23 protein-coding genes are annotated in these 22,101 nt (G+C 58.3%); 10 read left to right on the forward strand and 13 right to left on the reverse strand.

All coding sequences use genetic code 11. From position 1 onward, the window contains the following. Positions 1–58 precede the first annotated feature (58 nt). Complete coding sequence (locus ACR0K4_RS03260) at positions 59–1,039, reverse strand: TraB/GumN family protein (RefSeq protein ID WP_480852796.1); 981 nt, start codon at positions 1,037–1,039, stop codon at positions 59–61. 118 nt (positions 1,040–1,157) lie between these two features. On the opposite strand from ACR0K4_RS03260, the gene ACR0K4_RS03265 reads away from it, so the two are divergent. The 6 genes from ACR0K4_RS03265 to ACR0K4_RS03290 all read left to right on the forward strand — a co-directional run bounded on the left by ACR0K4_RS03265 (position 1,158) and on the right by ACR0K4_RS03290 (position 7,034). After that, a complete protein-coding gene (locus ACR0K4_RS03265) occupies positions 1,158–1,844 on the forward strand; it encodes a DUF2161 domain-containing phosphodiesterase (RefSeq protein ID WP_480521537.1) in 687 nt (228 codons plus the stop codon). 142 nt (positions 1,845–1,986) lie between these two features. Continuing rightward, the gene (locus ACR0K4_RS03270) at positions 1,987–2,274 is read left to right on the forward strand and encodes a co-chaperone GroES (protein WP_480521535.1); all 288 of its coding nucleotides are present in this window, start codon (positions 1,987–1,989) and stop codon (positions 2,272–2,274) included. 55 nt (positions 2,275–2,329) lie between these two features. Further along, the gene (groL, locus tag ACR0K4_RS03275; protein WP_480521533.1) at positions 2,330–3,973 is read left to right on the forward strand and encodes a chaperonin GroEL; all 1,644 of its coding nucleotides are present in this window, start codon (positions 2,330–2,332) and stop codon (positions 3,971–3,973) included. Positions 3,974–4,231: 258 nt separating this feature from the next. After that, positions 4,232–5,074, forward strand: a complete 843-nt coding sequence (locus ACR0K4_RS03280) for a DMT family transporter (RefSeq protein WP_480852797.1) — start codon at positions 4,232–4,234, stop codon at positions 5,072–5,074. 38 nt (positions 5,075–5,112) lie between these two features. Continuing rightward, entirely contained in the window at positions 5,113–5,886 is a 774-nt protein-coding gene (locus tag ACR0K4_RS03285) for an esterase/lipase family protein (RefSeq protein ID WP_480852798.1), read from the forward strand. Beyond that, positions 5,883–7,034: an alpha-D-ribose 1-methylphosphonate 5-triphosphate diphosphatase gene (locus ACR0K4_RS03290; RefSeq protein WP_480852799.1), complete on the forward strand. Its 1,152-nt coding sequence runs from the start codon at positions 5,883–5,885 to the stop codon at positions 7,032–7,034. Before ACR0K4_RS03285 ends, ACR0K4_RS03290 begins: the two co-directional genes overlap by 4 nt. A 71-nt stretch (positions 7,035–7,105) precedes the next feature. Here the strand turns inward: ACR0K4_RS03290 and ACR0K4_RS03295 are convergent, their stop codons facing one another. From ACR0K4_RS03295 to ACR0K4_RS03310, 4 genes are all read right to left on the reverse strand, one after another. Beyond that, positions 7,106–8,173, reverse strand: a complete 1,068-nt coding sequence (locus ACR0K4_RS03295) for a 5-(carboxyamino)imidazole ribonucleotide synthase (protein WP_480852800.1) — start codon at positions 8,171–8,173, stop codon at positions 7,106–7,108. Next, on the reverse strand, positions 8,170–8,931 hold the full coding sequence (locus tag ACR0K4_RS03300) for an NAD(P)-binding domain-containing protein (RefSeq protein ID WP_480852801.1): 762 nt from the start codon (positions 8,929–8,931) through the stop codon (positions 8,170–8,172). The genes ACR0K4_RS03295 and ACR0K4_RS03300 overlap by 4 nt, the downstream gene beginning before the upstream one ends. Continuing rightward, positions 8,928–9,413, reverse strand: a complete 486-nt coding sequence (gene purE, locus ACR0K4_RS03305) for a 5-(carboxyamino)imidazole ribonucleotide mutase (RefSeq protein ID WP_480521522.1) — start codon at positions 9,411–9,413, stop codon at positions 8,928–8,930. Before purE ends, ACR0K4_RS03300 begins: the two co-directional genes overlap by 4 nt. Positions 9,414–9,812: 399 nt before the next feature. After that, entirely contained in the window at positions 9,813–10,037 is a 225-nt protein-coding gene (locus ACR0K4_RS03310) for a YdcH family protein (RefSeq protein ID WP_480521520.1), read from the reverse strand. Positions 10,038–10,201: 164 nt separating this feature from the next. Here ACR0K4_RS03310 and ACR0K4_RS03315 point away from each other — a divergent pair, with 164 nt between their 5' ends. From ACR0K4_RS03315 to ACR0K4_RS03325, 3 genes are all read left to right on the forward strand, one after another. Further along, positions 10,202–10,615, forward strand: a complete 414-nt coding sequence (locus tag ACR0K4_RS03315; protein ID WP_010441788.1) for an Hsp20 family protein — start codon at positions 10,202–10,204, stop codon at positions 10,613–10,615. A 5-nt stretch (positions 10,616–10,620) separates the two neighbouring features. Continuing rightward, complete coding sequence (locus ACR0K4_RS03320) at positions 10,621–10,845, forward strand: DUF1150 family protein (protein WP_480521518.1); 225 nt, start codon at positions 10,621–10,623, stop codon at positions 10,843–10,845. A gap of 90 nt (positions 10,846–10,935) precedes the next feature. Beyond that, the gene (locus tag ACR0K4_RS03325; RefSeq protein WP_480521516.1) at positions 10,936–11,814 is read left to right on the forward strand and encodes a PhzF family phenazine biosynthesis protein; all 879 of its coding nucleotides are present in this window, start codon (positions 10,936–10,938) and stop codon (positions 11,812–11,814) included. A 68-nt stretch (positions 11,815–11,882) separates the two neighbouring features. On the opposite strand, the gene ACR0K4_RS03330 is transcribed toward ACR0K4_RS03325, so the two are convergent. The 4 genes from ACR0K4_RS03330 to trxB form a co-directional block, all read right to left on the reverse strand. Then, positions 11,883–13,601, reverse strand: coding sequence for a bifunctional sulfate adenylyltransferase/adenylylsulfate kinase (locus ACR0K4_RS03330; protein WP_480521514.1), 1,719 nt, complete (start codon positions 13,599–13,601; stop codon positions 11,883–11,885). A gap of 199 nt (positions 13,602–13,800) precedes the next feature. Beyond that, positions 13,801–15,486, reverse strand: coding sequence for an adenylate/guanylate cyclase domain-containing protein (locus ACR0K4_RS03335; protein ID WP_480521512.1), 1,686 nt, complete (start codon positions 15,484–15,486; stop codon positions 13,801–13,803). Positions 15,487–15,559: 73 nt separating this feature from the next. Continuing rightward, on the reverse strand, positions 15,560–16,018 hold the full coding sequence (locus ACR0K4_RS03340; RefSeq protein WP_480852803.1) for an RES family NAD+ phosphorylase: 459 nt from the start codon (positions 16,016–16,018) through the stop codon (positions 15,560–15,562). A gap of 1 nt (position 16,019) precedes the next feature. Further along, a complete protein-coding gene (gene trxB / locus ACR0K4_RS03345; RefSeq protein WP_480521508.1) occupies positions 16,020–16,961 on the reverse strand; it encodes a thioredoxin-disulfide reductase in 942 nt (313 codons plus the stop codon). Between the two features lie 228 nt (positions 16,962–17,189). Between trxB and ACR0K4_RS03350 the strand changes: the two genes are divergently transcribed. Further along, the gene (locus ACR0K4_RS03350; protein WP_480521506.1) at positions 17,190–17,690 is read left to right on the forward strand and encodes an Lrp/AsnC family transcriptional regulator; all 501 of its coding nucleotides are present in this window, start codon (positions 17,190–17,192) and stop codon (positions 17,688–17,690) included. A gap of 118 nt (positions 17,691–17,808) precedes the next feature. Here the strand turns inward: ACR0K4_RS03350 and ACR0K4_RS03355 are convergent, their stop codons facing one another. The 4 genes from ACR0K4_RS03355 to lgt all read right to left on the reverse strand — a co-directional run bounded on the left by ACR0K4_RS03355 (position 17,809) and on the right by lgt (position 22,024). Beyond that, the gene (locus tag ACR0K4_RS03355) at positions 17,809–18,591 is read right to left on the reverse strand and encodes a Hint domain-containing protein (RefSeq protein WP_480852804.1); all 783 of its coding nucleotides are present in this window, start codon (positions 18,589–18,591) and stop codon (positions 17,809–17,811) included. A 729-nt stretch (positions 18,592–19,320) separates the two neighbouring features. Next, the gene (gene pgeF / locus ACR0K4_RS03360; RefSeq protein ID WP_480852805.1) at positions 19,321–20,079 is read right to left on the reverse strand and encodes a peptidoglycan editing factor PgeF; all 759 of its coding nucleotides are present in this window, start codon (positions 20,077–20,079) and stop codon (positions 19,321–19,323) included. Next, on the reverse strand, positions 20,076–21,143 hold the full coding sequence (locus ACR0K4_RS03365; protein ID WP_480852806.1) for a class I SAM-dependent methyltransferase: 1,068 nt from the start codon (positions 21,141–21,143) through the stop codon (positions 20,076–20,078). Before ACR0K4_RS03365 ends, pgeF begins: the two co-directional genes overlap by 4 nt. Next, positions 21,140–22,024: a prolipoprotein diacylglyceryl transferase gene (gene lgt, locus ACR0K4_RS03370; protein ID WP_480852807.1), complete on the reverse strand. Its 885-nt coding sequence runs from the start codon at positions 22,022–22,024 to the stop codon at positions 21,140–21,142. The genes ACR0K4_RS03365 and lgt overlap by 4 nt, the downstream gene beginning before the upstream one ends. Positions 22,025–22,101: the final 77 nt, after the last annotated feature.

The following is a 22,101-nucleotide window of genomic DNA, read 5'->3' on the forward strand; positions in this document are numbered from 1 at the left end:
CGGATGTCACCTGTACTTGCGCCCCCTGCGACGAAGGGTGTTTTTTTAACTGTTGCGCTCAGAAGGGTGCGCGTTGCAGGTCGTACCCGGCATGCCGCAACAGGTTCAGCAATCCGTGGTCTCCGGCCAGATGCCCGGCCCCGACAGCGATCACAGCCGTCTGATTCTGAATTTCCAGAATGTGGGCCATCCAGTTGTTGTTGCGTTGCACCAGCAATTGCTGTTCGAAGCCGTCCCATTCGGCGTCAAATTCGGCCTGGGTCAGTCCGGACTGCCCGGCCCCTTGCAGGCGGACCAGTTGAATGATCTCGGCGTGTTTCTCTTCGAGATAGGCGTTTGCCATTGTCGCCAGCTGATCCTCGCCAGCCTGCAGAGCTCCGGCCAGACGGATCAGCGATTGCACCTGATCCTCCAGCGAATGGCTGTCGAACATAGCCATCAGATCATCGATCTGTTCCAGCGAGCGCTGCGGGATACCGCGCGCTTTGGCCAGTTCGGTCAGGCGGGCATCCATACCGCGATCCGCTTCCGGGTTTTGCATCATGCAAGGTGGGATACCCAGCATCATGCTGAGAAACCAGGGACGCATTTTGGCGGCCATCCAGCCCGGTATGCCGCGCTCGGCCAAAGTGGCGGACAGGGCAGCCCAGTCCTTTTCGGGCATCATGTCGATCAGGGTAGGGCCCGAGGTGATCATGACTGGGCTGAGATCCTTGGCCAGTCCCTGTTCAAAATCGGCCATCTGTTCCTGGGTCACTTCGAAATAGAATGTGTCAGCCGTACCAAGAACGGGGGCGAGCCGCTCAACAACCGCATCCATGCGCGCGTCGTTGGTGTGGAGCGTTCCGACCAGATGCAAGACCGTGTCGCCTTTACGCGCCACCCAGTGATTGCCCTCGGGAAACGGGATGTCGGTCAGTGCGGCTTGCAACTCGGCGTGTTCATCCGGCGTCATGTCCAGTCGCAGGTCGCGCCCTTCGCAAGCGGCGTGCACGCAGACCGGTAAAACAAGAAAGATAAAGCTGAGTAGAAAACGCATGCGGATATCCCGGCAACATCAGGTTTGCTTAAACATTGCCCGGCCCCGTGCCGGGGTTCAAGGCCAGTCTGTCATCAGGGTCGCTGGCATTTCCCGCCAAATGGCCTAGCATGGCCGCATGGAGCGTGAGCAGGATCTATATCCGCCCATCAAGGCGCTGTTAGAACGCCAGGGCTACACTGTCAAAGGCGAGGTCGGCGCCGCTGATATTGTCGCCGTCCGGGGTGAAGATGAGCCGGTGATCGTAGAATTGAAGCTCCGGTTCTCGTTGGCTTTGTTTCATCAGGCGATCGCGCGTCTGAAATTGACGGATCAGGTATATATCGGTGTATGCAAGCCCAAAGGGCGCTCGGCGCGCCGGGCGCTCAGGGACAATCTGGCGCTCTGCCGCAGGTTGGGCCTGGGCCTGATTACCGTGCGCGCCGATGGTGTTGTCGAGGTGCAGTGCGACCCCGGTCCGTTTGCGCCGCGCAAAAGTAAAGAAAAGGCGGCGCGATTGCTGCGCGCGTTCGAGCGCCTTGAGGGCGATCCCAACGCGGGCGGCGCGACACGGCACGGAATTGTCACCGCCTACCGTCAGGATGCATTGAAATGCGCGGCTCATCTTGCGGAAAGCGGTGCCTGCAGGGGGGCGGATGTCGCCCGCGCGACGGGCGTTTCCGTAGCTACCCGTTTGATGCGCGAGAACCACTACGGGTGGTTCGAAAAAGTGGAAAAGGGCGTCTATGCTCTGTCAGATGCAGGGTCGGAAGGCTTGAAACACTGGGCCTATAGCTGGGACCAGCCCGACGAGACCGGTTTATAAAAATATTTCTATCACAGCTTGTTGACTCGGCACTTTCCACCCCCTAGCTATGCGTCGTTATCACTCGGCAAGCATGAGTGCTAACGCCTCGCCGGTTGGCGAGGGGAGGATAAACAAACTTTGAGCCCAAGGAGCTGCAAAGATGGCATTGAAACCGCTTCATGACCGTGTGCTGGTTCGTCGCGTAGAAAGCGAAGAGAAAACCGCTGGTGGTCTGATCATTCCCGATAGCGCAAAAGAAAAGCCCAGCGAAGGCGAAGTCGTTGCAACCGGCGAAGGCGCACGCAAGGACAGCGGCGAACTGATCGCAATGGCTGTAAAAGCCGGCGACAAGATCCTGTTCGGCAAATGGTCGGGCACCGAGGTTCAGGTTGGCGGCGAAGAGCTGCTGATGATGAAAGAAAGCGACATCATGGGGATCATCGAGTAAGCGCACCCGCTTTCTCTGATCTTCATTCCAATACATTTTCTCAAGGAGAAACGACATGGCTGCAAAGGACGTCAAGTTCGACACCGATGCCCGTAACCGCATGCTGGCAGGCGTAAATGTTCTGGCCGATGCTGTTAAAGTGACCCTGGGCCCCAAAGGCCGCAACGTGGTTCTGGACAAATCCTTCGGCGCACCGCGCATCACCAAAGATGGTGTTTCGGTTGCCAAGGAAATCGAACTGGAAGACAAGTTCGAAAACATGGGCGCGCAGATGGTGAAAGAAGTCGCCAGCCGCACCAACGACGAAGCCGGTGACGGCACCACCACCGCGACCGTTCTGGCACAAGCCATCGTTCGCGAAGGTCTGAAGCAGGTTGCTGCTGGCCTGAACCCGATGGACCTGAAGCGCGGCATCGACCTGGCGACCGCCAAGGTTGTTGAAGGCATCAAGTCGGCTTCGCGTGAAGTCAAAGACTCGGCCGAAGTTGCTCAGGTTGGCACCATCTCGGCCAACGGCGAAGCTGAAATCGGCCAGCAGATCGCAGACGCGATGCAGAAGGTTGGCAACGAAGGCGTCATCACCGTCGAAGAAAACAAAGGTCTGGAAACCGAGACCGATGTTGTCGAAGGTATGCAGTTCGACCGTGGCTACCTGTCGCCTTACTTCGTCACCAACGCAGACAAGATGATCGCAGAACTCGACGACTGCATGATCCTGCTGCACGAAAAGAAACTGTCCTCGCTGCAGCCGATGGTTCCGCTGCTCGAGCAGGTGATCCAGTCGCAAAAGCCGCTGCTGATCATCGCGGAAGACGTTGAAGGCGAAGCGCTGGCGACTCTGGTTGTCAACAAACTGCGCGGCGGCCTGAAAATTGCCGCTGTCAAAGCACCGGGCTTCGGCGATCGCCGCAAAGCCATGCTGCAGGACATCGCGATCCTGACCGGCGGTCAGGTCATCTCGGAAGATCTGGGCATGAAGCTCGAGTCCGTGACCATGGACATGCTGGGCACCGCCAAAAAAATCGAAATCACCAAAGACGAAACCACCATCGTCGACGGTGCTGGCGAGAAAGCCGAGATCGAAGCACGTGTTGCTCAGATCCGCACTCAGATCGAAGAAACCTCGTCGGACTACGACCGTGAGAAGCTGCAAGAGCGCGTTGCCAAACTGGCAGGCGGTGTTGCCGTTATCCGCGTCGGCGGCATGACCGAAGTTGAAGTGAAAGAGCGTAAGGACCGTGTGGACGATGCTCTGAACGCAACGCGCGCTGCTGTGCAGGAAGGCGTTGTTGTGGGCGGCGGTGTTGCTCTGGTTCAGGCCGGTAAAGCACTGGACGATCTGGAAGGCGCAAATGCGGACCAGAACGCAGGCATCAACATCGTGCGCAAGGCCATCGAATCGCCGCTGCGCCAGATCGCCGAGAACGCGGGTGTTGACGGTGCGGTTGTTGCGGGCAAGGTCCGCGAGTCTTCGGACGCAGCCTTTGGTTTCAACGCGCAGACCGAAGAATATGGCGACATGTTCTCGTTCGGCGTGATTGACCCAGCCAAAGTTGTCCGTACCGCTCTGGAAGACGCAGCCTCGGTTGCTGGCCTGCTGGTCACCACCGAAGCCATGGTTGCCGACAAGCCCGCCAAAGAAGGCGCGGCACCTGCCGGCGGCATGCCCGACATGGGCGGCATGGGCGGCATGATGTAAGCACGGCGAATTTCCGTCAGGAAATTCTGCCGATCCCGACAGGCGCGTGGCCAATATGGCCACGCTGCCGAGAGGGACGCCATGAAGCTTGTTGATGGGGTCGCCTTCGGGCGGCCCCGTTTCGTTTGGCCCGTTTTACATGGAATGCCCGCTGCGCGGTCATGCCTCCGGCAGGAGTATTTTTGAAAAGATGAAGAGTTGGGTGGGCTCAGAGGAATGTGAGTGTGCAAAACGTCCGGAAACGGATATGGGGCTGATATGAGGTTATTTCTTCTCACCACCCTGACGATGTGCGCCTTTGCTGCGAATTCTATTTTGAACCGTCTGGCCGTTGAAAGCGGTGCTAGTGATCCGGCGGGGTTTGCAGTTGTACGCGTGCTTGCGGGTGCCTTGGTTCTGGCTGGATTGGTCGCGCTGCGGGCGGGGTCTTTGCCTGTGCGAAGCCGGCGTCGGATTGCAGGGGCCGGATCTTTGTCCTTGTATATGATCGGCTTTTCCATTGCGTATTTGACGCTGGACGCTGGTCTGGGCGCGCTGATCCTGTTTGGCGTGGTCCAGATCACGATGTTCGCTGTGACATCGACGACGGGGAACGCTCCTGATCTGCGTCAGGTCGCCGGTGCAACGATTGCTCTGGCAGGGTTGGCCTGGGTTCTTTGGCCTACGGGTGACGTACAGGTCAATCCGGCGGGGGCTGCGTTGATGTGTGCGGCTGGGATCGGCTGGGCCATCTACTCTCTGGTGGGACGGTCCGAGCCGGATGCGCTGGCCGGGACAGCGGCCAATTTCGTTGTAGCGTTGCCGGTGACGGCTTTGGCATTATTGTTGTTCGGCGGAGATTGGCACATGACTGCTGCCGGGTATCTTTGGGCGGGTCTGTCGGGCGGTGTGACATCGGGCATGGGATATGCGCTGTGGTATCGGGTGCTGCCCCAACTGGCACCAACCACAGCGGCGGTGGTGCAGTTGAGCGTTCCGGTAATAGCCATCGCTGGCGGTGTCATTCTATTGGGAGAAACTGCCAGCGTGCGGCTGATCCTTGGGGCAACACTCGTTCTTGGCGGTATTGCGCTGGCCGTTCTGCGGTTGCGGGCGCAGTAGGGGTTTCATCACATTTGGTTTAGACTTATCTGGCGGGTATGAGATTTCTGCTTGCCCTCTTTCTGTTTTGCACGCCCTTTGCGGCCCATGCGAAATGCGTTGTGCTTTTGCACGGCCTGGCGCGGACTGACGCTTCATTTGCGGTCATGGACCAACTGTTCAAGGCGCATGGGTACCAGGTGGTGCGTCCGGGGTATCCCTCGACTGATCTTCCGATTCCGGAACTGGCAGATCAGACCTTGCCCGAAGCATTTGCCGAGTGCGGCGATGACAAGATCAATGTCGTAGCGCACTCGATGGGCGGTATTCTGTTGCGTTATTGGTTGCAGGATAACCATCCTGAGAACCTGGGCCGTGTGGTCATGCTCGGGCCGCCAAACCAGGGCAGCCAATTGGTGGATGAGCTGAGCGCCTTTGAAGTGTTCGGAATGCTGAATGGCCCCGCCGGTCTGGCCTTGGGCACGGGCCCCGAAGGTATTCCACGCCAATTGCCGCCGGTCGATTTCGAGCTTGGTGTTATCGCGGGCGAGCACTCACTGAACCTGCTGTTTTCGTCGCTGATCGACGGCAAGGATGACGGTAAGGTTTCGGTCGAGTCCACCAAGGTTGATGGGATGAAAGACCACATCGTCATGCCTGTCACCCATACTTTCATGATGAACAATCCGCGCGTGATGGCGCAGGCGTTGCACTTCATCGAATTTGGCCGTTTTGACCCTCAGATCACATGGTTGGACGGGGTGTTGGATATCATCGACGAAATCTGCATCGGTCAGGATTGCTCGGAACCCGTGTCGGAGCCGTCTCAGTGACCGGCTTGAGCCTGACACTAACGGGCGCGGATGCGTTGTTGCCCGGGCACGGCTTGACTGGGGCTTCTGTTTCCCTGGCTGATGGTGTGTTTCAGACCGCTCCGGCAGGGCGGCAGATTGACCTCTCTGGCTATCTTGTTCTGCCTGGTATCATTGACCTGCACGGCGATGGTTTCGAACGCCATATCGCACCGCGCCGTGGGGCTATGAAACAGATGGACGAAGGCATCTTATCCGTCGAGGCTGAACTGGCCGCAAACGGCATCACAACCGCAGTTCTGGCGCAGTTCTACAGCTGGGAAGGCGGCGTGCGCGGGCCTGACTTTGCCGGGCAGGTCTTTGGTGCTATTGCTGCGGTCAAGGATCAGGTGGTCACCGATCTGAGGCCTCAGCTCAGGTTCGAGACGCATATGTTGGGCGACTATTCCCGCTTACCTGAACGGATCGCTGAATGGCAGGTTCCATACGTCGTCTTCAACGATCACCTGCCGCATGAACGGCTGGCCGAGGGGCGCAAACCGCCCCGGCTGACAGGGCAGGCTCTGAAGGCCGGTCGTAACCCTGATCGTCACTTTGAGATGCTGCTTTCCATGCACAGACAACGGGATGAAGTGCCCGCCGCTCTGGATAAACTCTGCGCCAGGCTGGCCGGACAGGGTATTCGAATGGGCAGCCATGATGATGCCACTGCTCAAACCCGTGATATTTGGCGTAAACGTGGTGTGCAAATTTCGGAATTCCCGGAAACTCTCGAGGCGGCCGAAGCCGCGCGCGCGTCCGGGGATCATATCATCCTCGGCTCTCCCAACGTCGTGCGCGGGGGATCCCACAAAGGCAATGTCAGCGCATTGGACTTGATTGCCATGGGGCTGTGTGATGCCCTGGCCTCGGATTATCACTACCCCAGTCCGCGCCGCGCGGCACTCCTGCTGGCCAATTCCGGCCTTCTGGATTTTGAAGCGGCGTGGGCGCTGGTTTCTTCGGGGCCCGCACGTGTACTGGGCCTGTCGGATCGGGGTAGCATTTCTCCGGGCAAGCGCGCTGACCTTGTCATACTGGATGCCTCCAGCCACCGCGTTGCAGCCACTCTGTCCGCAGGTTGCGTCAGCTACATGTCCGGGGACATCGCGGCCCGTTTCGTCAGCTAGCCACAATCATCCCGCTTCATCTTTTCCCAAATACTCCCGCCGGAGGCATTGCGCGGCACGCGCAATTTTCCTCAGCGCACGATGCGGTTGAAATGCCCCATCTTGCGCCCAGGCTTGATCTCGGACTTACCATAGAGATGCAGGGCGACATCACGTTCGGTCGCCAGCACCGGCACCCGCGCCATATCGGCGCCGATCAGGTTTTCCATAACCACGTCGGTATGCCGCTGGCCATCGCCCAAAGGCCATCCGGCGACGGCGCGGATGTGCTGCTCGAACTGGTCCACCACGCAGCCATTCTGTGTCCAGTGCCCCGAATTATGCACCCGCGGTGCGATCTCGTTCACGATCAGACCCTGCGGTGTCACAAAAAGTTCGACTCCCATGACACCCACATAATTCAGCGCATTCAGGATGTTGGCAGCCAACAAAACCGCATCTGTACGCTGGGCGGGTGCCAAGCGGGCCGGAACCGTCGTGGTGTGCAAGATACCGTCTCGATGCACGTTCTCGCCGGGATCAAAGCAGGCGACCTGACCGTCCAGCCCCCGGGCTGCGATGATCGAGATCTCGTGACTGAAGTTCACAAAGCCTTCCAGAACGGCTGGTGCCCCAGACATATCCCTTAGGGCCGTTGCTGCATCTTCTGGCGACCGCAGCCGCACCTGCCCCTTGCCATCATACCCGAACCGACGGGTTTTCAGAATCGCGGGCGTTCCGATTTCTTCGATTGCCGCGTTCAGGCTGTCCAGATCGGTGATATCTGCAAACGGTGCTGTGGTCAGGCCCAAACTCTCGAGAAAGGTTTTTTCGGTCAGCCTATCCTGACTGACACGCAACGCCTCGCGGCCGGGGCGGATTGGTCGATGCGCTTCCAGCAGATCAAGCGCCTCGGTCGGGATGTTTTCGAACTCGTAGGTGATGACATCGACCGAGTCAGCGAAAGCTTTCAAAGCCTCAGCATCATCATAAGCTGCCGTCGTCAAACGATGGGCCACCTGTCCGGCTGGTGGATTTGCGCCGGGTTCGTAAATATGCGTTGCAAAGCCCAATCGAGCGGCAGCTACGGACAGCATCCGCCCCAGTTGACCACCGCCCAGAATTCCAATCGTTGCACCAGGGGCGAGAATGTCGGTCATCGTGCTGTCTCCAATCGCTTGCCGATGGCTGTCAGGGCAGTACGCAGCGCGTCATGAGCCTGACCAGACCGCAGGCCCTCAGTCATCTGCAGGCTTAACGTGCCGTCAGTTGCCAGCGCATCGCGTTCGGTGGCCAACCGTCCGGCTGTTCCGGTCTTCATGGTGGCCAGAAACCCTGCCAAAAGTTGCGTGGTGTAAAATTCGGCCCCATCTGCATCCCCGGTCTGCTCGGCCAGCCAGCCTGCGCCGGTTGCCATCAGGTCCAGCATACCGGGAACCATCGCGCAAATCGCAAAATGCGCGTTCAATGCCGCCTCGTCGGCGACTTTGATGACCGGGTTTTCCGGCGCGAAAAGATCTGCCAGCAAGCCATCATTCCCGAATGCAGCCAACGGGCATCCGCCCTGTTGTAAGAACCCCAACGGAATTGTCTGTACGAAATCCGTGACCGGAGCGCAGAGCGACGCCAATTGCGCGGTCGACACTGAGGCCATGACCGAGATGATGCGCTGATCGGCACGAAACCGTAACGGGTGTAGAACGTCCTCTGCCACTTGAGGGCGCAGACACAGGATCACGATGTCAGAGGTATCGATGACCGCCCGCGGCCCGGCAACCTGTACGCCCAGTTCCGCCTGCAGTGCCGCCGATATCTCGGCATTCCGCTCGGTCACGGCAACCGTGAAACCCTTTGCCACCAGATGCCGGACCATCGGAGCCGCGATATGTCCGGTTCCGATAACGCCGATCCGGTTCATCCCTGCGGCTCCTGAGGGATCGACGCGGACAACGCGTCGCGCCACGCCTCCAAACGTTGCGCCAGTGCACCGTCCTGCAACGCCAGAATGCCGGCGGCCATCAGGCCCGCATTCGCCCCGCCAGCCGCGCCAATTGCCATAGTGGCGACTGGAAAGCCCTTGGGCATTTGTACAATGGAATACAGCGAGTCGACCCCCGACAGCGCCCGGGTCTGCACCGGAACACCAATCACCGGAACCCGCGTTTTCGATGCCATCATGCCCGGCAAATGCGCGGCCCCACCGGCACCGGCAATGATCACCTGCAACCCCCGCGACACGGCGGTTTTTCCATAGTCCCACAAACGATCCGGAGTGCGGTGCGCGGAAACGATGCGTTTTTCAAACGCAACATCCAATTCATCCAGAATATCCGCGGCTTCCTTCATCGTGGGCCAGTCCGATTGACTGCCCATGATGATCCCCACTTTCACGTCGCTCATTCGCTTGCATCCCTGCCTTCGGAAAGAGCGCGCACTATAGCCAAATCCGACTTCGTGGCAATGAGGTATAGTCGTGTCTTCCGCCTATTGGCCCGCGGCTGTGGACGCATCAATCAACCATCTATACAGCGCGAACCCTAAAGCGCCTAAGCACGACAGCAACATGGCTTTTTTCAATGCAGAATGTGTAAAATACAGGAAGCTCGAAATTGGAACCCAGCTGCCAGGGTCACCTCGCAATGCTACATGGTTCTGTTCACCTGCGCCTCTATAAGAAACCACCGCATCGCCGATGATCAAATGAACTGCGATCGACGCCAGTAAAACGCCCCAAAACACAATGAAAAAGGTGTTTGGCGCTCAATCTCGCAGGGCTTTAGGTTAAAGGCTCCACATCTTTCAGGCGATGATGTCAGGGGTCAGACGGTCTTCGATCAAACGAATGATGTCCTTGAGCCGCAGTTTTTGCTTTTTCAAACGTTTGACGGTCAGTTGATCTGCCGTTCCGGTCGATTGCAGTGCTGCGATGGCTTCATCCAGATCACGGTGCTGGCGGCGAAAAACCTCCAATTCAACCCGCAGAACTTCGTCTGTTTTCATCGAAATATCAGTGGGGGCGTTCATCGGCGACTCGGGCTTGTTGTGGTGCTTGTCACACAAGATAGTGTGTCAGGGTTTATCCCGCCAGACCTTGTGGACATCCTGCCATATTCCCATATTCTATTCTACGTGGTTGCCGAGAACGGGGCCGCAAAACACGTCGCTTTGACAATAAAGGACGAACACAAGTGTCGAAACTTACCTTGGGCTCATACCCGCATCTTTTGGGGTTCGAGCAATTGGAACGTCTTCTGGAACGGTCTGCAAAGGCCGGAAATGAAGGATACCCGCCTTATAATATCGAGCAGACCTCGGATTTTTCCTATCGCATCACCTTGGCCGTGGCCGGGTTCGCGGAAGAAGACCTGTCGATCACCATCGAGGATCGCCAACTGGTCATCCGGGGGCGTCAACGCGACGACAGCGAGGGGCGCATATTCCTGCATCGCGGCATCGCGGCGCGTCAGTTCCAGCGCATGTTCGTGCTGGCTGACGGGGTCGAAGTGGGCGAGGCGATCATGGAAAACGGTCTTCTGCATGTGGACCTGACCCGCGCCGTACCTGAAACCGTGGTGCAAACGATCAATATCAAGAAGGGGTAAGAGCAATGAATACACCGATTGAAATCAACGCCGAAGGCGACCGGATCGTTTATGTCAAGAAAGTAGAAGTAGCCGATCTGCCGTGGGAAGTGCGCGAGCAGGCAGGCGATTTGGATGAGCTGTACGCCGTCCATGATTCGGACGGTCAGCAACTGGCGCTTGTCGCCGACCGCAAGCTGGCGTTCAATCTTGCGCGTGAGCATGATTTCTCGCCGGTGGCCGTGCACTGACACGGCCCCGCTATTTTCCTCGTGACATCTTCAGCCCACCGGGCAAGCTATGCGAACCTGTAACGGATCGCATGGTGGAGGGCGCGCGGAATGAGCTGGTTCGACTTTGATTGGGTAGACGCTTTTACGGATCGGGCGTTCGGCGGCAATGGGTGCGCTGTGGTGCATGGCGGTGCCAGCTTGTCCCAGGATACCTGCATGGCTTATGTGCGCGAAACCTCTCTGGTTGAATGCACATTTACCGGCCCTTCCCAAGTGGCCGACGTCCGCGTGCGGTACTTTCTGGCCAGCCGTGAGATTCCCTTCGCCGGACATCCCACCATCGCAACGGTCGCGGCAATGCGGTCGCGTGGTCTGTTTCAGGGCAACGCGCTGACGCTGGAAACCGGGGCCGGGATCGTCACGATCAATTTGAACGGTAACCAGATCGAGATGACACAGGTGGCCCCGCAATTTGGTGCTTTGGTTCCGGTAGATTTGGTCGCATCCACGATTGGACTGCCTGAAGACGCAATAGTGTCTCCTCCGCAATTTGTTTCAACCGGTCTGCCATTCTGTATCACCGTCTTGCGGGATCACGACGCGCTACGTGCCGCCAGACTGGCGGAGGACCCGCTGCGGGAATTGGCCGCAAAGGCCGGTTTTTCGGGTTCCGACATGGCCGAACCGTTCCTTGTGACGCTGAAAGGCGCAACCGAGGCGGGGGATACCTTCTCGCGGCTTCTGCTCGCGCCGCCCAGCCCGCCAGAGGACCCGTTTACCGGCTCTGCGACCGGAGCGATGGCAGCGTATTTGTGGAAATACGGGCTGATGCCAAAAGATTCTTTCGTCGCGGAACAGGGCCATGACATGGGGCGTCCCGGACAGGCGATCGTCTCACGCGTCGGGCCGCCGGATGCGATGACAGGGATCAAGGTCGCAGGGCGCGGACACATCCTGATGCGCGGGCAGGTTGACCTCCCGGATTGAGGCATTCCGAGCGCAGACAAAAAAGGCCCCCGGAGTTCCGAGGGCCTGTGTGTTTTTGAAATCTGAAATCAGGACCCGGCGATCAGGCCCATGCTTTCCAGTTTCAGCAGAACCTGATGGGCGCAGTTGTCGACCTCGACATTCTCGGTCTCGACGCTCAGTTCAGGGTTCGCGGGAACATCATACGGGTCCGAAATACCGGTGAATTCCTTGATCTTGCCTTCGCGGGCCAGCTTATACAGGCCTTTGCGGTCGCGGCGTTCGCATTCCTCGATACTGGTGGCCACGTGGACCTCGCAAAAGGCACCGAACTGTTCGATGTCTTCACGTACCGCACGCCGGGTCGAAGCATAGGGCGCGATCGGAGCACAGATGGCAATGCCGCCGTTCTTGGTGATTTCAGACGCCACATAACCGATGCGACGGATGTTCAGATCGCGGTGCTCTTTCGAAAAGCCCAGCTCGGAAGACAGGTTTTTCCGCACGATGTCGCCATCCAGCAGCGTCACGGGACGGCCACCCATTTCCATCAGCTTGACCATCAGAGCGTTGGCGATGGTGGATTTGCCCGAGCCCGAGAAACCGGTGAAGAACACGGTAAAACCCTGCTGGCTGCGTGGCGGTTTGGTCTTGCGCAGCTCGGTCACGACCTCTGGGAAGCTGAACCATTCGGGGATTTCCAGACCTTCGGCCAGACGGCGACGCAGTTCGGTGCCCGAGATGTTCAGGATCGTGACGTTATCCTTGTCTTCGATCTCGTCATTGGGTTCGTACTGGGCGCGTTCCTGCACGTAGACCATGTGTTTAAAATCGACCATTTCGATGCCGATTTCATCCTGGAATTTGCGGAACAGGTCCTGCGCGTCGTAGGGACCATAGAAGTCCTCACCAGCCGAGTTCTTGCCAGGGCCAGCATGGTCACGACCGACGATGAAATGTGTGCAGCCATGGTTGGCGCGGATCAGGCCGTGCCAGACCGCCTCGCGCGGGCCAGCCATGCGCATTGCCAGGTTCAGAAGGCTCATCGAAGTGGTTGAGGCAGGGTATTTGTCCAGAACCGCCTCGTAGCAGCGCACGCGGGTGAAGTGATCGACGTCGCCGGGTTTGGTCATGCCGACAACAGGGTGGATCAGCAGGTTGGCCTGGGCTTCCTTGGCTGCGCGGAAGGTCAGCTCCTGATGCGCGCGGTGCAGTGGGTTGCGGGTCTGGAAAGCCACGATGCGACGCCAGCCCAGCTTGCGGAAATACGCGCGCAGCTCGTTGGGCGTGTCGCGACGGGCGCGGAAGTCATAATGCACCGGCTGCTGGATGCCGACCACGGGGCCGCCCAGATAGACCTTACCTGCGACATTGTGCAGATAGTTTACGGCCGGATGCGCGTCATCATCCGCGCCGAACACTTTTTCTGCCTCGCGGGCTTTGTCAGGCGTCCAGCGGTCGGTCACGGTCATGGTGCCCAGAATCACGCCCTCTTGGTCGCGCAGGGCGATATCCTGACCCAGCTCGATCTTGTCGGCGAAGTCTTCGCTGACGTCCAGCGTGATCGGCATCGGCCAAAGTGTTCCATCAGCCAGTCGCATGTTTTCGACAACGTTGTCGTAGTCGGCTTCGCTCAGGAACCCTTTCAACGGGTTGAACCCGCCATTCATCAGCAATTCCAGATCGCAAATCTGACGGGGGCTGAGATCCCAGCTGGTCAGATCGGCGGCTTCGACCTTCAGCTTTTGGGCAGATTCGTATGAGACATACAATTCAGGAATAGGGGCGAGATTGGCTAGCATCGTCATCGGAATACTCGTGTCACTGTGTCGTTTTGATAGTGAATGTCGGGTGTTTGCAGGGCATGTGCCCCGGTAAATGTCAGATGTCCAGAGGCGGACGAAAACAAAGGACGATATGCGGCGTTTTCGACCGAAATGGAAGGAAATTTCACCGATTGTCCGATTTGGAAACCAAAATCCCGGATTTGGTGCGCATTGGCCCTGATTAAGCGACCTCTTCCTCGGCTTGGAAGCGATCTGCCAGAGTCGCCGCGCGCCGGACAGGCAGAGCCGCGACAGGTTGTGAGACGCCCCGCAGGGTAAAGTCGCGCAGATCGTTCATCCCGGATGTCACGCCCGCAGCCAGCAACAGGTCTTGGGAAACCAGAAGCTCGACGCTCAGCGCCTTGGTTTCCGCTTCAAGACGGCTGGCCACGTTGACCGCGTCTCCGATGATGGTGCGTGGGGCGTGCTTGTCCGCGCCGATCTCGCCCAGCACCAGATCACCCAGATGCAACCCCATGCCGATGCGAATGGCGGGGCTGCCCTCGGCGGCGAGCTGTTTGTTGAAAAGCTCCAATGCGCGCCCGATTGCGACAGCGGCGGCCAGCCCGGCACGGGCCGAGCTGACCTCGTCTTTGGTTTCAAACATCGCCAGCAGCCCGTCGCCCATATATTTGTCGACGATACCGCCATGTTCGATGATGGCCGGGACAATCGCGTCAAAGAAACGGTTCAGCAGGAACACGATATCATAGGGCAGTTGACCCGCCGTGCGGGCCGTGAACCCGCGCATGTCCAGAAACAGAACGGCCAGCTTACGCTCCTCGCCCTGGCTGGCATGTGCACGACCGCGCAGCCCATCCGGGCGAAACACGCGGTAGATCGTGACCGGATCCATCGGACGCACCTGACAAGCCAGTCGCATACCTTGCGGGGCACCAACGGCGGACAGGCTGCGGGCCTCGATCTCGCTGGGGGGATGCAGATGATCCGCGCCTTCTTCGACGATCACCCGGCATGTCGTGCAGCGTCCCTTGCCCCCACACAGGGCCGTATGCGGGATGCCATTGGCATTCGACATCTCAAGCAGGGTCATCCCCTTTTCCGAGATGATCTCGGGCCCGTTCACATAGCTCACCCGAACAGAATGCCGTCGCCGCCACAGTTTTCGCCCCACGTAAATCAGGGCCGTCAGGGCAAGGGCAGCCCAAAACGCCGTCATCGCGTGGTCTTTGACGGTAAACAAATTTGCTGCGGCGTCGGGTGAGGGCCAGTTGTAATGCTCGATGTACTGCGCACGCAGCGCCGGGTCGGCAAAATCTGCCCAAATGCGCCGCCCCTCGGTCAAAAGACCCGCCAGCGCGAAAGCTGGAATAAACACGGACACGCCGATAAGGTAGGGCACCGTCTTTTGCCACCAATCGGTTAGCCGCAGCCACATATGCAGGCCAATACAACCGTGAACCCAAACGACGAGCAACAGAAGGCTTTGCATCCAGATGGCGGTGCTGGGCCACATCTGAAGGATGATATATCCCATTTCGTCATTGACGCCGAAAACCTCATGCGCATAGCGGGTCTGCACCAGATGTGAGATCAGCTGGATCGGGATCAGCAACCCCAAAACGACTTGCAGCCCCCGACTGAACGGCATGCGCAGGGTGCGGCTTTGTGCGATCGACACAAAGGCCAAGCCAGCGTGAACCAGTAATGCCGCATAGAGGATGATCGCACCCAGATTGTGACGGGTCACAACGTGCCTGCCGTCCTGCATCCCGTGCAGCAGATCGGTATGAAACAGGCCAAGGCCAATATTGATGAAATGGAAAAACGAAAAGACGAACAGCACAAGGCCGCTTGCGATTCTCAGCCGGCTGACCCATCCGCCACGCCAAAGAGTGTTATTCAATAAAATCACCTGCTTTGCACTTTGTCGTGTGTGATCCTGATACGGCTGCGCCAAGCGGTCAAGGCAGGGGCCGTCACCTTTCAGCGACCCAGTCGTGGGGATCACTTTCGGCGCAGATCAGGCCAGTGCATGCGCTGAACAATACCAGATGGCTGAGGTCAGGACGGGATCGTGAGCTGTAAATCAACCCGTCCGAACCGGAATCGCGGGCCTGATCGGAATACTGCCACGTTGGGGACAGGCGACCGGATTCCCGAATGTCCTGCCAGACGATCGATACCTCGGTGCGACCGCGAAAATCCATCAGTCTTGCGCCTGACACCCTCAGCCGCTGGATAACACGAACAGGATCGCTGGCCGAGACGTAGCGTTTGATGGCAATCCCGGCGCCCTCGGCGCTAAGCGATGCATAGATCGCGAACTGGCCTGAATGATGAAAGCGACCTTCGGGCGCGCGGGCAGGGGCCAGCGGTGTGTCAGCTTGTGTGCGGAACAGAATTCTCCAGACCGGGCCAGAGAATTCCGTGATCATGTCAGTCGTTCTCGGCCAGGAACCGTTCGGCATCCAATGCCGCCATGCATCCCATTCCGGCACTGGTGACGGCCTGACGATAGACATGGTCTGTCAGGTCACCGGCGGCAAACACGCCCGGCACCGAGGTTTCGGTGGTTCCCGGTTTGGTGACGACATACCCGCCCATATGGGTTTCCAGTGTGTCCTTGACCAACTCGTTCGCCGGCGCATGGCCGATGGCGACGAAGACGCCTTTGCAGGGGATTTCTCTAATCTCACCGGTTTTGACGTGTTTGACTCGGACACCTTCCACACCCAGCGGTGCGTCGGTACCGACGACCTCTTCCAACTGATGGAACCACAAGGGTTCAATTTTCTCGTTCTTCAGCAGCCGGTCCTGCAGGATTTTTTCAGCCCGCAATTCATCGCGGCGGTGGATCAGAGTCACTTTGCTGGCGAAATTGGTCAGGAACAGTGCTTCTTCCACAGCCGTGTTGCCACCGCCGATCACGACGATTTCTTGCCCACGATAAAAGAAACCGTCGCAGGTGGCGCAGGCAGACACGCCGAAGCCTTTGAATTTCTCTTCCGAGGGCAAACCCAGCCATTTCGCACGCGCGCCGGTGGCCAGAATGACGGCATCGGCGGTGTACACTGTGCCACTGTCACCCGTTGCAGTGAACGGGCGCTGGCTCAGGTCCAGATCATTGATGATATCGCCGATGACCTCACAGCCCATTGCCTTGGCATGGTCCTGCATCCGCACCATCAGATCGGGGCCTTGTACTTCGGTGTCACCGGGCCAGTTCTCGACCTCGGTTGTGGTGGTCAATTGGCCACCGGGTTCGATGCCCTGGACCAGAATGGGCTCCAGCATGGCGCGGCTTGCGTAAACGCCAGCCGTGTATCCGGCTGGTCCCGATCCGATGATCAGAACCTTGGTATGTCTTGTGTCGGCCATGGTACCCCCAACTCGATCTGCCTTGCGGGCATGTTTGCCCGGTGCGGATGGATATAGCGATGGCAAGGCGGGGCTTAAAGCCCCTTCCTGCGGCTCGTTGACTTTCATGCGGGAGGCAAATGAAACGGCGAAATCCGTCAGTGAAATAAAGAATATTGCGCGGCTGTGAAATATAATTGCGTCTGTAACCGCTGCTGCTATAACAACTGAAAAAAACAGGAGCTCCCAATGGTCACGACCCGGCTGGATGAAATTGACCGCAAAATTCTGGCGGAATTGCAGGCGGATGGTCGGATGACCAATGTTGAGCTTGCAAAGCGCGTCGGAATCTCAGCGCCCCCGTGTTTGCGTCGCGTGCGTACTTTAGAGGAATCCGGGTATATTCGCGGCTACCACGCCGAGGTAAATGCCCGCGAACTGGGGTTCGAGGTTCAGGTCTTTGCGATGGTCGGGCTTGAAAGCCAGGCGGAATCCGAACTCAGCGCGTTCGAAGACCGTTGTCGCGATTGGCCGCTGGTCCGCGAATGCCATATGCTGAACGGCGAGGTCGACTTCATCCTGAAATGCGTCGCCCCTGACTTGTCCAGCTTTCAGCAATTTCTGACGGGCGAATTGCTGACCACGCCAAACGTGGCCAGCGTCAAGACGTCGCTTGTTATCCGAGGCGCAAAAGACGAGCCAGGCGTACCATTTGACGTATTGGAAGAGCGGATGAACCGGTCGGCCTGAGGCCAACTGACTGAACACCGGTCGCTGATGGTGGCAATATCGCGACCACCATCAGGAAAAACACCCAACATAGTAATATCTGCATGATGCCCCCACATTTGCAGCAATAGTTACAAAATCACGCTAGAATCGCGTCCACCTCTCCATCTCCGGCGCGCGGCATCAGCAGCGGGCCAAAATCATTTAGCGATTCTACATGTGAGAATAGATTCAAATAGATGGATCGCAAAGAGTGACTGATCATCCGAACCGCATTTATACCGGGATGATAGGTCTCAAATTGCAGTCCATCGACCCGAATAACCGCATGGCGCTTGAGACAGATGTGAAACAACTCGACCGGTGTCGGCGGCAGGGTTTCAATCACGCTCATTCCATCCTGAAACTCACGGACCGGGGTCAGCATCGGTGCGCCATCGTTGAGATGTCGCAGATGCGCAGGTGTTCCCAGCAATCGCGCGGCAGGGCCCGCGATGACGCCTGACATCGGCTTTTGCATGCCAAACGTGTCGGCCATGATCCGGGTCAGCGGTCGGGTCCGACCACGCGAATCCTCGCGTCCCGGAATCAGCGTGACCGAGCCTTTCCAGACCACGGTTTCAGATCCGCCATCCTGCGTCAGCACCTGATCGCCGGGAAGCAGATCCTCGATTGCCATCGGCCCTTGTGGTGTTTCAACAAGTGAGCCACGGGTGAAGGCGCAGAACGCGTCTTCAAACATCGGCAAGGCCGGTGCAATATGACGCGTCTGGGACACTTCCCCATTGGCCAGCAGCGTTGACACTTCATAGCGCCGCAACTGCGCCTTTGATTTGGTTGCCGGTCTCGGCGCGTCGCGTAATATTACGGACGTCTCGACCGCATTTCTGGCCGCACGGGCCAGAGAATTTGGAATAGTCATCGACTTTCCACCCCTCTAATAACCAACAAGGCGGGTTGAACCCCCGTGCATTCCGCCTGATGGATGTGTTCTTTGCCTTTAATAAACAGGGCAATCGCAGGGCAGTCGTCGAACAGACGCCGCGCCGCGAAAGAAAACAGCTGCATTTTGGTCAAAACCATGACCCCCCAGACAAACTCGTTAATCGCAGGCGAAAAATGCCTGCGCAGACACACTTCGAAAAAACTGCCGCAAACCCATCTGCGACGTCACATATCAACCCTCGAAGCAACGGCTGACATGGATCTTGCCCCTTGAAGCCGGCAGCTGGCCTCGCGGGATTTCTGCGTCAGCGTCGTGCCGCCAACCGGCGCGCAACTCTGACAGAGCGACTTGAAACACGTTTCCAGGGCATTTCTGGTTCCTGAGCCTTTACAGTGGCCACAACTGCGCAAAGAAAGCGTGATTTCGTCTTCATTGTTTCTGTCCTGCTCATCTGGGGCCTTGAGGCCCTTGTTCCCGTTATCATCTATTCCTGATGCCGGTTTGCGGCGCGGATAAGGCTGATCCGAGATGAATTGAGGACAAATTGAAGGTTTTATTTTCCTTTTTGTTAAGAAAATCAGCCGAAACGCATGCAAACAGCAGGTAAACGTCTGAGATTCGTTGATAATTTGAAACGATTCTAATTCAGGTAAACACAATAAATGTGGCGGAAAGTGGGCAGAACTGCCTTAATTCGGGCCAGATTTACAATCTGATGGCTGAAATCAGACGGCCGTAATCGGCCTCTTTCGCGTGTGTTGCGCGGCGGTAGGAATAGAACCTGTCCGGGTCGGAATACGTACAGTGCCGCGTCCATTCTGCCTGCCCGATACCTGCCTCGCGAAGCCTGTGCAGTCCAAAGGCGGGCAGGTCGAATTGCAGCCTGTCAGTGTTGCCATTTGCAAAGAAACGGGCGTTTTCCGGCGCGTTCATCAGGAAGTCATCCAGAAACTCGGGACCCACCTCATAAGCGCGTTGCGAGATTGTCGGGCCGATAACGGCGACCGTGTTTGCGCGGCTTGCGCCCAGGGCTTCCATGGCCTCCAGCGTGGCCTCAAGAACACCGTCCAGCGCGCCTCTCCAACCCGCATGTGCGGCCCCGATCACATTAGCGTCAGGATCGGAAAACAGAACGGGCTGGCAGTCGGCTGTCAGAATGGTCAGCGCCAATCCCGGTGTGTTTGTGACAACAGCGTCGGCCTTGGGCTTTTCACCATTAACAGGCGCGTCAATGGTCAGGACAGTGGGGGAATGGACCTGATGCACGCCAACCAGCGCGTCATGGGGTACATCCATGGCATCCGCGACCCGACGCCGATTCAGCGCGACGGCCTCGGTCAGGTCAGACGATCCCAGACCGCAATTCAAGCCCGAAAATATCCCGGAAGAGGCCCCGCCGCGACGGGTGAAAAAGCCGTGGCGCACCGGCGACAAGATCTCTGAGGTCAGAATTTCCAGTGTCATGCTTCCAGTCCCGGCGGTGGTGAGGCGTATGATGGGTAGAGGCCCAGCACTTTGAACAGGTTTCCCATTTCCTCTGGATGCGTCAACCGGCGATGTGCTGCGATCAGCGTTTCAAGCACGGGACCGCCCAGGGGTTTCGCCAAAGCCTGTGCTCGGGCCGTGATCCCGAGGCGTTCCAGAAATACCCCTTGCGGGGTCAGCCGAGAATGCCTGCAGCCGGCGGCGCGCGCCGCGGTTGCCAGAGGTTCGAAATCCACATGCGCGGTCAGATCCGCACACCCGGGGGAAGACAGTGGGTCTGTGGGTTCATGGGCGCGCATTGCCTGAAACGTGTCGCCCAGAGAGCGCCAGTCGCCATAGTCGACAATCAACCCCGCCCCGCCATGCGTGGCGATCCGACCGGCGACCACTGTCAGAATTGGAATGGCGGCGGCACATAGTTCGACCAGATCGCCGTCATTTGTATCCTGCAGCCGGTCGTTCAGTGCCACCTGAGTTGTGCGGGGACCCAGTCCAAAGGTGAGAGCCGCACCCTCTGCGCCGATCAAACGCTCACGCCAACCCGAGCCATCGCGCAGGAACTGGCGTATGGGCAGGGCGTCAAAGAACTCGTTCGCGACCAGAAACAATGGTGCATCGGGCAAGTCAGTGACAGACTCGACCCAGCGAGGCGCGTGACCCTTCAACGTCCGGGCCTGAATATCGCGCAGAGTTGGTGATGCCTCGAACAGCACGATGTCGGCTGCATCGTGAAACCCCGCGACGCCGCGCGTCGCGCGCAGGATATCCGCCATCAGGGTACCGCGACCGGGCCCCAGTTCGGCAAGGGTGAAAGGCGTGGGACGACCCTGATCCACCCAGCTTTGCGCAAGGCTGAGCCCGATCAACTCGCCAAACATCTGGCTGATTTCCGGAGCGGTGACAAAGTCGCCCTGCGCCCCCAAGGGGTCCCGGGTCGTGTAATACCCGTGAACCGGATGCAGCAGACATTCGGTCATGTAATCGGCCACGCTCATCGGGCCGTCTTGGGCGATGAGTTTCAGCAGATGGTCGGTCAAGGTCATTTGGCTGACCGTGCGCGCAGGGCAAACCACAGGCCCAACCCGATCATGGGCAATGACAACACTTGTCCCATGGTCAGGCCGTAGCCGCCAATGTGCCAGGCCAGACCAAGCGGATTGCCGGGCGCGACGAACTGGGCATCCGGTTGCCGGAAGAATTCGACAATGAAACGTGAAGCTCCGTATCCGGCCAAAAATACGCCCATCACCAGACCGGGGCGTTTGAACGCGCCGCGCCGATATACCAGCCACAGCACAAGCGCGCCTAGAAAAACGCCTTCCAACGCCGCTTCGTACAGTTGCGAGGGGTGGCGCGCGCATAGGCCGACGATGTCTGGACAATCCTGCGCCGCCGCACCGGGGAAAATCACGGCCCATGGTACATCACTGGGACGACCCCATAGTTCTGCATTGATGAAATTCGCCAGACGTCCCAGCAACAACCCCGGCGGAACAGTATGTGCAATCAAGTCAGCCAGCGACAGGGCCGGGATCTGGTGGCGTCTTGCGTAAAGGTATGACGCAATCACCACACCCAACAAGCCACCATGAAACGCCATGCCTCCTTGCCAGACCTTCAGGATCTCAAGTGGGTAGGTCAGGTAATAGGCGGGTTGATAGAACAGAACAAATCCCAAACGGCCGCCCAGGATAACGCCCAGAATGATCCAAGTCAGCAAATCTTCAAGCTGATCGGCCTTCATCGGGGCTGCTTGCCCCGGCCACAAGGCCGGCCGGTTCAACGCCATGACACCCATCCGCCATGCAATCAGAATGCCGGCGATATACGCCAGCGCGTACCACCTGAGCGCGAACTCCATCCCCATAAGCGAGATCGAGAACAATTCGGGCGACAGATCGGGGAAATTCAGAACAGCCTGCATGTGCGTCTCATTGCCCGGGCTTTGCAGGACAAGTCAACCTTGAGCCTGCGCCGATCTTTCCCCATATAGAGACCAAC

It is taken from the genome of Ruegeria sp. K11 (assembly GCF_056531905.1).